The 8,913-nt window shown below is 35.2% G+C and carries 9 protein-coding genes; all 9 read left to right on the forward strand.

Annotated features, from left to right (window positions below; translation table 11 throughout):
• Positions 1 to 9 precede the first annotated feature (9 nt).
• Positions 10 to 753, forward strand: coding sequence for a PTS mannose/fructose/sorbose/N-acetylgalactosamine transporter subunit IIC (locus tag TS1_RS07155; RefSeq protein WP_068709268.1), 744 nt, complete (start codon positions 10 to 12; stop codon positions 751 to 753).
• The gene (locus TS1_RS07160; protein ID WP_068709269.1) at positions 754 to 1,581 is read left to right on the forward strand and encodes a PTS system mannose/fructose/sorbose family transporter subunit IID; all 828 of its coding nucleotides are present in this window, start codon (positions 754 to 756) and stop codon (positions 1,579 to 1,581) included. It begins immediately after the preceding gene.
• A gap of 229 nt (positions 1,582 to 1,810) precedes the next feature.
• Positions 1,811 to 2,230 (forward strand): PTS sugar transporter subunit IIA, encoded by a 420-nt coding sequence (locus TS1_RS07165; RefSeq protein ID WP_068709271.1) that lies wholly within the window; start codon positions 1,811 to 1,813, stop codon positions 2,228 to 2,230.
• Positions 2,227 to 2,697, forward strand: a complete 471-nt coding sequence (locus tag TS1_RS07170) for a PTS sugar transporter subunit IIB (protein WP_068709273.1) — start codon at positions 2,227 to 2,229, stop codon at positions 2,695 to 2,697. Before TS1_RS07165 ends, TS1_RS07170 begins: the two co-directional genes overlap by 4 nt.
• Before the next feature lie 23 nt (positions 2,698 to 2,720).
• Complete coding sequence (locus TS1_RS07175; RefSeq protein ID WP_068709275.1) at positions 2,721 to 3,500, forward strand: PTS mannose/fructose/sorbose/N-acetylgalactosamine transporter subunit IIC; 780 nt, start codon at positions 2,721 to 2,723, stop codon at positions 3,498 to 3,500.
• A 17-nt stretch (positions 3,501 to 3,517) separates the two neighbouring features.
• The gene (locus TS1_RS07180; protein WP_068709277.1) at positions 3,518 to 4,333 is read left to right on the forward strand and encodes a PTS system mannose/fructose/sorbose family transporter subunit IID; all 816 of its coding nucleotides are present in this window, start codon (positions 3,518 to 3,520) and stop codon (positions 4,331 to 4,333) included.
• Positions 4,334 to 4,392: 59 nt separating this feature from the next.
• The gene (locus tag TS1_RS07185; RefSeq protein ID WP_068709278.1) at positions 4,393 to 5,358 is read left to right on the forward strand and encodes an SIS domain-containing protein; all 966 of its coding nucleotides are present in this window, start codon (positions 4,393 to 4,395) and stop codon (positions 5,356 to 5,358) included.
• Between the two features lie 111 nt (positions 5,359 to 5,469).
• Positions 5,470 to 8,217, forward strand: a complete 2,748-nt coding sequence (locus TS1_RS07190; protein WP_068709280.1) for a sigma 54-interacting transcriptional regulator — start codon at positions 5,470 to 5,472, stop codon at positions 8,215 to 8,217.
• A 15-nt stretch (positions 8,218 to 8,232) separates the two neighbouring features.
• Positions 8,233 to 8,847, forward strand: coding sequence for an HAD family hydrolase (locus TS1_RS07195; protein ID WP_068709282.1), 615 nt, complete (start codon positions 8,233 to 8,235; stop codon positions 8,845 to 8,847).
• Positions 8,848 to 8,913: the final 66 nt, after the last annotated feature.

The raw sequence follows: 8,913 nt of genomic DNA on the forward strand, positions 1-8,913 counted from the left end.
GGGGTTTGTATGCTTGTTAAAGCAATATTGCTGGGTTTAGTTGGTGTTTTAGCAGTTGTTGATTCTCGTTTAATAGGAAGACAAAATATTGGAAGACCCTTAATCTTAAGCACATTGGCTGGTTTAGCCTTAGGTGATTTGAAAACTGGTATTACTTTAGGAGCTTCACTTGAATTAATATCAATGGGAATGGTTTCTATTGGTGCAGCAGGACCACCAAATATGCAACTAGGAAGTATTATTGCTACGGCATTTGCTATCTTATCAGGAAGTTCTACTGAAACAGCACTTACGATTGCGATTCCAGTAGCCGTTGCAGGAGAGTTTATGAGTATTATAATGCGTATGGTTATTGCCCAGTTCGCACATGTGGCTGACACATCCATTGAAAAAGGAAACTTTCGTACAGCTGAAATTATTCATATCTATTGGTCATTTATTTTTAATGCGATTATTTATTTTATTCCCATTTTCTTAACTGTTTATTTTGGAGCAGGGGTTGTCAAAGACTTGGTGGATATGATTCCTCAAATAATTACAGATGGGCTTACTGTAGCTGGTAATATGCTGTCTGCACTAGGTTTTGCGATGTTATTAAGTACTATGTTAAGTAAAAAGTTAGTTCCATATTTTCTTTTCGGCTTTTTCATTGTGGCTTATTCAGGGCTTGATTTAATTGGAGTGACAATTTTTAGCGCCTTTTTGGCTTTTATTGTTGACCAGATGAACTTTAAAAAGGAGGCGTCCGTATAGATGGAAACTGTAAAACAAAATAAACAAATTACGAAGAAAGATTTGACAAAAGTGTTCTTGCGTTCGATGACGATTATGTGTTCTTGGAATTATGAACGACAAATGCATATGGGGTTTATGTATGGCATGACGCCGATTCTTGATAAAGTTTATGCGGATAATGAAGAAAGAAAAAAAGAAGCTTACGAACGTCATATGGAATTTTTTAATTGTACGCCTCAGATGACAACTTTTATTATGGGTTTAGCAGCTTCAATGGAAGAACAAAACGCCAATAGTAACACTGGAGATTTTAATGTTGAATCCATATCTATGATTAAGGCAAGTTTAATGGGACCCTTTGCTGGGATTGGTGATTCTTTTTTTCAAGGTACTTTACGTATTATCACATTTGGGATCGGTTTATCTTTTGCTAAGCAAGGAAGCATCTTAGGCCCTATTTTGGCAGTTGCTTTGTTTGCAATTCCTTCATTATTAACAGCGTATTATGGGACGATGTTGGGTTACCGTTCAGGCGATAAATATCTTGCTAAATTGTATCAAGAAGGATTAATGGATCGAGTAATGCAATTTGCTTCAATTATTGGTTTATCTGTAGTTGGGGGCATGGTGGCCAGTATGGTTCCTATTGAAACACCCATAAAATTTACCACAGGTGGAACAGAATTAGTTCTGCAAGATATGCTGGACTCTATTCTCCCAGGTATGTTGCCTTTAATTGTTACTTTGATAATGTATAGTCTTATAAAGAAAAAACTTAGTACTAACTGGCTTCTTTTAGGGGCTATTGTTGTTGGCATGGTATTAAGTATGATTGGTGTTTTATAACGTTAGATTATTGTAATGAAACTTATCCGTAAAGCAAGTAGAAAATTACTTACTTTACAGATAAGGTCTTTTTTTATTTCCAACACTATTTAACTCACACTGTTGAAGGAATAAAAATACTGTTGAGAATATTCAGAAAACAATGTCTTATTCTTGATTCTAAAGGATTATATTTTTTTGGCACGTAATTTGCTTCTATATTTACAAAGACGCAAAAAGGAGGGTTACGATGAACCAAATCTTACTAGTAAGTCATGGTGATCTTGCTAAAGGAATGCTACAAACTGTCAGCATGCTAATTGGGGAATTAGATAATATTTATGCTTTTTCTAGTTATCGAGATGATGAAAATGCATTGTTATATCGTATAAATGAAAAAATAAAAACGTTTAATAAAAGCGATGAGATCTACATATTAACTGATATTTTTGGTGGCAGTGTAAACAACGAGGTTCTTACACTACTCAACCAACCCAATATTACGTTAATTGCAGGAATGAACTTAGGGTTAGTTGTAGGAATTGCCACTCAAGCGGACAAAATAAACGAAAGCGAATTAGATAGAATTATTCAAGAAAGCCAGCAAGGAATTATTAATTGTAATGCATTTCTTGCAAAAGAAATGAATAAGGAAGGGGACGACTTATGATTAAATTAGTACGTATTGATTATCGTTTGTTACATGGACAGGTGGTTTTCGCTTGGAGTAAAGCTTTGGGTATTACGCGCACTATTGTTGTTAATGATGCAGCCGCGACAGATGATTTTAAAAAGATGTCCTTAAATCTGTCAAAACCTTCGGGAATGAAGCTTAATATTTTTACTGTAGATGAAACGATTAAAAAAATGGAAAAAATTGAAGGATTAAATGATTCTATCATGCTAATTTTTGGGAACACGGAGGAAACATTAAAGTTCTGTGAGGCTTACCCTAAAATTAAAGAAATTAATTATGGGGGTATTCCGAAAAAAGAGGATGCCAAACAGTACAGTAACGCGATTCATTTAACGCCTGCTGAAGTAGAGGATTCCAAAAAATTAAGAGACTTAGGTATTCATTTGTATATGCAACAGGTGCCAACGTCTAAAAAAGAAGATTTGAATAATAAATTATAACGACTAGAAAAGGAGGAATTTTTATGTTGGTTCAATCGATTTTATTAGGAATTATCGGTGTTTTCTGTATTCTTGATTCTCGATTATTAGGTCGTCTGAATTTCGAACGTCCACTCATCGTGAGTACGTTAGTAGGAATTGTTTTGGGCGATTTACAAACAGGACTTATGGTTGGGGCCTCGCTTGAATTGATGTCTTTGGGAATTGTTAATATTGGTGCAGCCGCGCCTCCAGATATGAATATGGCTTCAATTATTGCCACAGCGTTTGCAATTTTTTCAAATGCGAATGCAGAAACTGCTTTGACTATTGCTATTCCTATCTCGGTTTTAGGACAAATGCTTGCTATTGTTATGCGGACAGTGTTATCTAATTTTTCTCACCGAGCAGATACCTTAATTGAAGAAGGAAAATTTGATGCAGCAAAACGAATTCATATTATTTATGGCTCAATTTTATATAGTCTGTCTTATTTTGTTCCGATTTTCCTTGCGATCTATTTTGGTACAGATCTAGTTAAACAATTAGTTGATATGATCCCGACTTGGCTAACCGACGGTCTAAATGTAGCAAGTAAGATCTTGCCTGCTTTCGGGTTTGCTCTTTTGCTTAATACTATGTTGACCAATCGTCTGGTTCCTTATTTACTGTTAGGCTTTTTGATTACAGCATATTCTGGTTTGAGTATTACAGGCGTAGCCTTTTTCGCATGTATTGTTGCATTTGTAATGTATGAAGTAAAATACAGCGGCAATGGTGGCGGTGGTTCTGCTGAAGTAGACCCACTTGAAGATGACTTATAAATTGGAGGGAGATTCTAATGGCGAAAGAAAAAGATCCAAATAGTTGGAAATATTGGCAGTTCTTCTGGCGCTCTTGGGCAATCCAGGCTTCTTGGAACTATGAGCGACAGATGAATATGGGGTTTATGTATGGAATAGCACCAGTTTTGGATAATATTTATAAAAACAGCGAAGATGGGCAATTGAAAAAAGAAGCTTACCAACGTCATATGATTTATTACAACTGTACGCCGCAAACAAGTGCATTCGTTCTAGGGTTGAGTGCTTCGATGGAAGAGCAATACTATGAAGACCGTGAGAACTTTAATCCTGAAACCATCAATGCTGTGAAAACGAGTTTGATGGGACCCTTGTCTGGAATTGGCGATTCATTCTTTCAAGGAACGATTCGTGTCTTGGCTTTCGGTTTAGGAATTAATTTAGCTAGACAAGGGAACATATTAGGACCTATTTTAGCAATGGTTATTTCGTTCGTCCCTTCTTTTGTAGTTACCTATTATGGAGGAAAGTTAGGTTATACGATGGGGAACAAATATTTAACCAAACTTTATGAAGAAGGTCTGATGGATCGAGTGATGTATGTCTGTTCGATTGTGGGTCTGATGGTCATCGGTTCGATGATTGCTAGTATGATCGGGCTTGAAACCCCTATTCACTTTGGTGAAACGTTTGTGTTGCAAGATGTTTTAGACGATATTTTACCACAAATGCTCTCTTTAGCAGCTACTTTTATTATGTACTGGTTGATTAAGAAAAAAGTTTCAACTGGCTGGTTATTGACAATTTGTATTGTTGGAGGCGTGGTATTTAGTGTATTAGGTATTTTAAATTAACTCGCTATAATAAACCATTTTGGTTTAATATAAAAAAATTTTTTAGGAGGTATTCTTAAATGAATCCAAAAAGTATTATCAAAGAAATCTTAGGAAAAAATGAAATCGCCCATGTGGTGTTTGTAGGTTGTGGTGCTTCAAAAGCAGATCTTTATCCAGCAAAATATTTCTTAGACCAAAACGCAAAAACATTAAGTGTAAGTCACTATACTTCTAACGAATTTAATTATGCAACACCTGCTTTAGTAAATGAAAATACAGTAGTAATTACAGCTTCATTAGGGGGGACTACTCCCGAAACCGTCGAAGCAAATACGGTAGCTAAAGAAAAGGGTGCTCATGTGATTAGCTTAACCCGTAGTGAAGGTTCTCCTTTAACCAAAGATGCAGACTATGTTATCTTACATGGCTTTGCTGAAAATTATGCCGCTAAATTAGAAAAAACGGGCTATGCTTTACAATTAGCTGTAGAGTTGTTAAATCAGATTGAAGGCTATGCTCATTATGAGGAAATGCAAAGTGGTTTTGATAAGATTTATGACCTGGCGCAACAATCCGCTTTAGATGCAAAAAAAGACGCGAAATCATTTGCGGAACACTTTAAAGATGAAAAAGTCATTTATGTGATGAGTAGCGGGGCAACGCATGAAGTCGCTTATTCTACTTCCGTTTGTTTGATGATGGAAATGCAATGGATTAACTCAGGGACTTTCCATACAGGTGAATTTTTCCACGGTCCATTTGAAATTACTGATAAAGATGTACCATTTGTACTTCTAATGAATGATGGCACAACAAGAGCGATGGATGCACGTGCCTTAACATTCTTAGAGCGTTTTGATGCTAAAGCTGCGGTTGTGGATGCGCTGGATTATGGATTGTCTTCTGTGATTGATAAATCCGTCATTGATTACTTTAATCCGTTTGTGATTACAGCTGTCTTTCGAGTGTATGCTGAAGAACTTTCAAAAGCAAGACAACACCCATTGACAAAGCGTCGTTATATGTGGAAACTAGAGTACTAAGAAACTTTTAGGCTGAGGCATTTTGCCTCAGCCTATTGACTAATTAGCATTTTTATTTTTTCATACCCAAAACATAGAAGTGATGGCAAGGCGTCTAAGGAGCTGTGAAAAATGAGAAAAGATATTGAAAATTATTTATATAAGTTAACAAAAGATTACAGTCAGACGGCTAAAACGAGTTTTTCGGCAAGTTCTATTTCTCAACAAGTTGGCTTAAACCGTAGTACGGTAAGCAGCTACTTGAACGAAGCATTTCGAAAACAGAAATTATTAAAAGTTAAAACATACCCCGTTTCTTTTTTACATAAGCAAGCTTTTGCGGAAACATTTTTTGAAGCCAATCACTTAGAATACGACTCTTTCGAAGAATTATTTTCTGAAGCTCCAACAAAGAATAAAGAAAAAGATCCTTTGGGAACTATTATAGGAGCTTTTGGCAGTTTAAAGGAAAAAATTAACCAAGTAAAAACTGCGGCTATGTATCCTAATGGTGGCTTGCCTGTTATGCTGCTGGGTGCTAGCGGTTCGGGGAAAACTTTTTTAGCTGAAAAAATTTATGAATATATGGTAGAAAAGCAAATTATAACTTTTTCTGCGCCTTACATTTCTCATAATTGTGCCCAATATTTTAATAATCCAGAATTATTGTCTAGTGTACTTTTTGGCTATGCAAAAGGCGCTTTTACTGGAGCAGATACGGATAAAGAAGGTTTATTAGATGCAGCTGATGGAGGAGTGTTGTTTTTAGATGAAGTGCACCGTTTATCAGAAGAAGGACAGGAAAAATTATTTACTTTTATGGATACTGGGGAGTATTCTCCTATCGGTAATGATAGTGTTAGGAAGAAAGCTGATATCCGGTTAATTTTTGCTACTACTGAAGACATCGAATCGGCTTTTTTACCGACTTTTTTACGCCGTTTACCTGTGGTCGTTAGTTTGCCGAGTTTTCACGAACGTCCACAACCTGAAAGATTACAGTTGATCGATCAGTTTTTTATTCAGGAAAGCAACATTTTACAAAAAGAACTTTCTGTATCGAGTAAAGTGATTCATTTTTTGCTTGACGCCGATTTAGAGGGCAATGTGGGAAAAATCAAGAACTTAATTAAATTTGCCTGCGGAAATGCTTATGCTAAGCAACATGACAACCAAAGAATTAACGTCAAGTTATTGGACATTCCTATAGAAAATTTGTTACAACCATTTTCTTCTGCTAAAGTTACTAGCCAGCGTCTTATGGATGAACGGGTTTATTTGCCCAACACGGAAATACAACCTGATTTAGAAACTTCAGAAAGAAAACGCTTGAAGACTTTTTTTACTCGTTTGTTAGATGATTATAAAAAGGTTGAAGATGGGGTGTTAACGCCTGGACAGTTGATCTCTTTTGCTACGGAAAACGTTGTATTATTAATGGATGAATTCGTATTTTTTACACCTGAAGACAAAGAGACTTCCTTTTTCTCGTTTATTACTTATAATATACGTTCTTCTTTTCAATTTATGAATGAAAACTATGGTTTTGACCAAGATGGAAATAAAATCCTTTCTATTGCTAATTATTTATATGTAAAAGAAAATCAAGATTTTTTACTCGAACATACAGATTGGATAACGTTAAAGAATTCTCTTCTACATTTTTTAGAAGAGCAGATGAGAGATGAAGTATGGTTAGCTAAACGTTTTTTAAATTCATTGTCGCTACATCTGGATAGTGAAGTACTGGACGAGGACATTGTATTTATTGCTTTATATTTACACAGTATGAATCTAACAATGACAGATACCAGTACCAAAGCTATTGTGTTAGCTCATGGGTATTCGACTGCAAGCAGTATGGCCAATGTTGCCAATCGGATGTTACAAAAAAATATTTTTCACGCTTATGATATGCCACTAGGTATTACGGTAGATGAAGTAGAAAAGAAAGTGTTTCAATATATTGAAAATTATCCGGTTGAAAAAGGACTTATCGTGCTGATTGATATGGGTTCTTTAAACCTTATCACTGAAAAGCTAGCATCAAAAATCTCAACACCCTTACTTGTTATTGACTCCTTTAATGCTCCATTACTGTTGGAAGTCGGCAACCTTATTAATAATAGCCAAACGATTTTTGAAATCTCTGAACAAATTAATGAGACATTGCCGATAAAAAAGCAACTCGCCATGCCAAAAGCAGATAAAAAGAAAGCCATTATTACCTGTTGTTATACAGGAATGGGAAGTGCAGTCCAAATTAAAGAAATTTTGCAAAAAAGTTTAGGCAAAACAGGTGAAACTTTGACTGTTTTACCCTATGATTATCAAAAGTTAAAAGAAAATAAACGTCGGGAACTGCCGTTTCATATATATAATGTTTTAGCAATTGTTGGAACAGAAAATCCGGAAATAGAAAATGTGCCATATTTTGGTTTAGATAAACTAGTCAATGGTGAATTAATCGATGAATTTGTGCAAAATATCGCACAACATTTTAGGGTAGATGATCAAGGCTTAAAACAAGAGCTTATTTTCAATTTTTCTTTGAAAAAAATGGTAGAAAATTTAACGATTTTAGATGCAGATCGAGTACTTTATTTGGTGAGCGAAACAATTAATGAAATAGAACGCGTACTAGAGATAACATTTGATGCCAATAAGAAGTACCTTCTTTTTCTGCATATTAGTTGTATGATTGAACGAATTTTGCGCAAAGAAGAAGTGGATAAACAAGAAGATATTGACGAATATGTAAAAGAAAATCGTGTAATGATGGAAAAAATTCATCGCAGTTTACAAAACATCGAAGAAAAGTATACGATTAAAGTATCAAGCTTAGAATTGCGTTTGATAAATGATATTATATTTAGTTAAAGATAAGGAGAAACGATGTATACGAGCGTTATTTTTGATATGGACGGGGTACTGATTGATAGTGAGCAATTTTATTTTGAACGACGTATGGAATATTTTGATTCAATTGGATTAAAACCAGGTTCTCGAGATTTAGGTGACTATATAGGAAAGACAGAAGAAGCTACCTGGCAACAATTAGTGGAAGATGAGTCATTACGTTGGGAGTTAAAAAAAGATTATGAACAATTTCAACAAAAGAATCCCATTGATTTTCGACAATTTTTAAAACCAGAAGTTCAACAGGTCATGCGAGAGTTAAAAGCAAGAAGGAAAAAAATTGCCATTGCTTCTTCCTCTAAAAGAGAAAACATTGAAGAGATGGTAGAGCAATGCGGGTTGGTTTCTTTTATCAACTATTTAATTAGTGGGGAAGAGTTGCAAGAAAGCAAGCCCCACCCGGAAATTTATCAGATAAGCGCTAAAAAGTTGGGTGGTAATGCAATCGCTGTAGAAGACTCTTTTATCGGTATTGCGTCTGCAAAAGCCGCAGGTCTTTATACGGTAGCATTGAAACAACTCTATGAAGTAGACCAAAGTAGTGCTGATTGTCAGATAAGTTCACTACTGGATTTATTGGGTATTGTGTAGGAAAAATTTTTTACGAAAGTAGCTTCGCTGATTTATAATTTAAGATAATAAAAAGCAACTGTACAT

This window comes from Tetragenococcus solitarius NBRC 100494 (assembly GCF_001544195.1).
GTDB classification, from domain to species: domain Bacteria; phylum Bacillota; class Bacilli; order Lactobacillales; family Enterococcaceae; genus Tetragenococcus; species Tetragenococcus solitarius.

Coding starts and splice junctions, on each gene's coding strand:
- TS1_RS07175 (WP_068709275.1), top strand. CDS start 2,721: ATGTTGGTTCAATCGATTTTATTAGGAATTATCGGTGTTTTCTGTATT.
- TS1_RS07190 (WP_068709280.1), top strand. CDS start 5,470: ATGAGAAAAGATATTGAAAATTATTTATATAAGTTAACAAAAGATTAC.
- TS1_RS07160 (WP_068709269.1), top strand. CDS start 754: ATGGAAACTGTAAAACAAAATAAACAAATTACGAAGAAAGATTTGACA.
- TS1_RS07195 (WP_068709282.1), top strand. CDS start 8,233: ATGTATACGAGCGTTATTTTTGATATGGACGGGGTACTGATTGATAGT.
- TS1_RS07170 (WP_068709273.1), top strand. CDS start 2,227: ATGATTAAATTAGTACGTATTGATTATCGTTTGTTACATGGACAGGTG.
- TS1_RS07180 (WP_068709277.1), top strand. CDS start 3,518: ATGGCGAAAGAAAAAGATCCAAATAGTTGGAAATATTGGCAGTTCTTC.
- TS1_RS07155 (WP_068709268.1), top strand. CDS start 10: ATGCTTGTTAAAGCAATATTGCTGGGTTTAGTTGGTGTTTTAGCAGTT.
- TS1_RS07165 (WP_068709271.1), top strand. CDS start 1,811: ATGAACCAAATCTTACTAGTAAGTCATGGTGATCTTGCTAAAGGAATG.
- TS1_RS07185 (WP_068709278.1), top strand. CDS start 4,393: ATGAATCCAAAAAGTATTATCAAAGAAATCTTAGGAAAAAATGAAATC.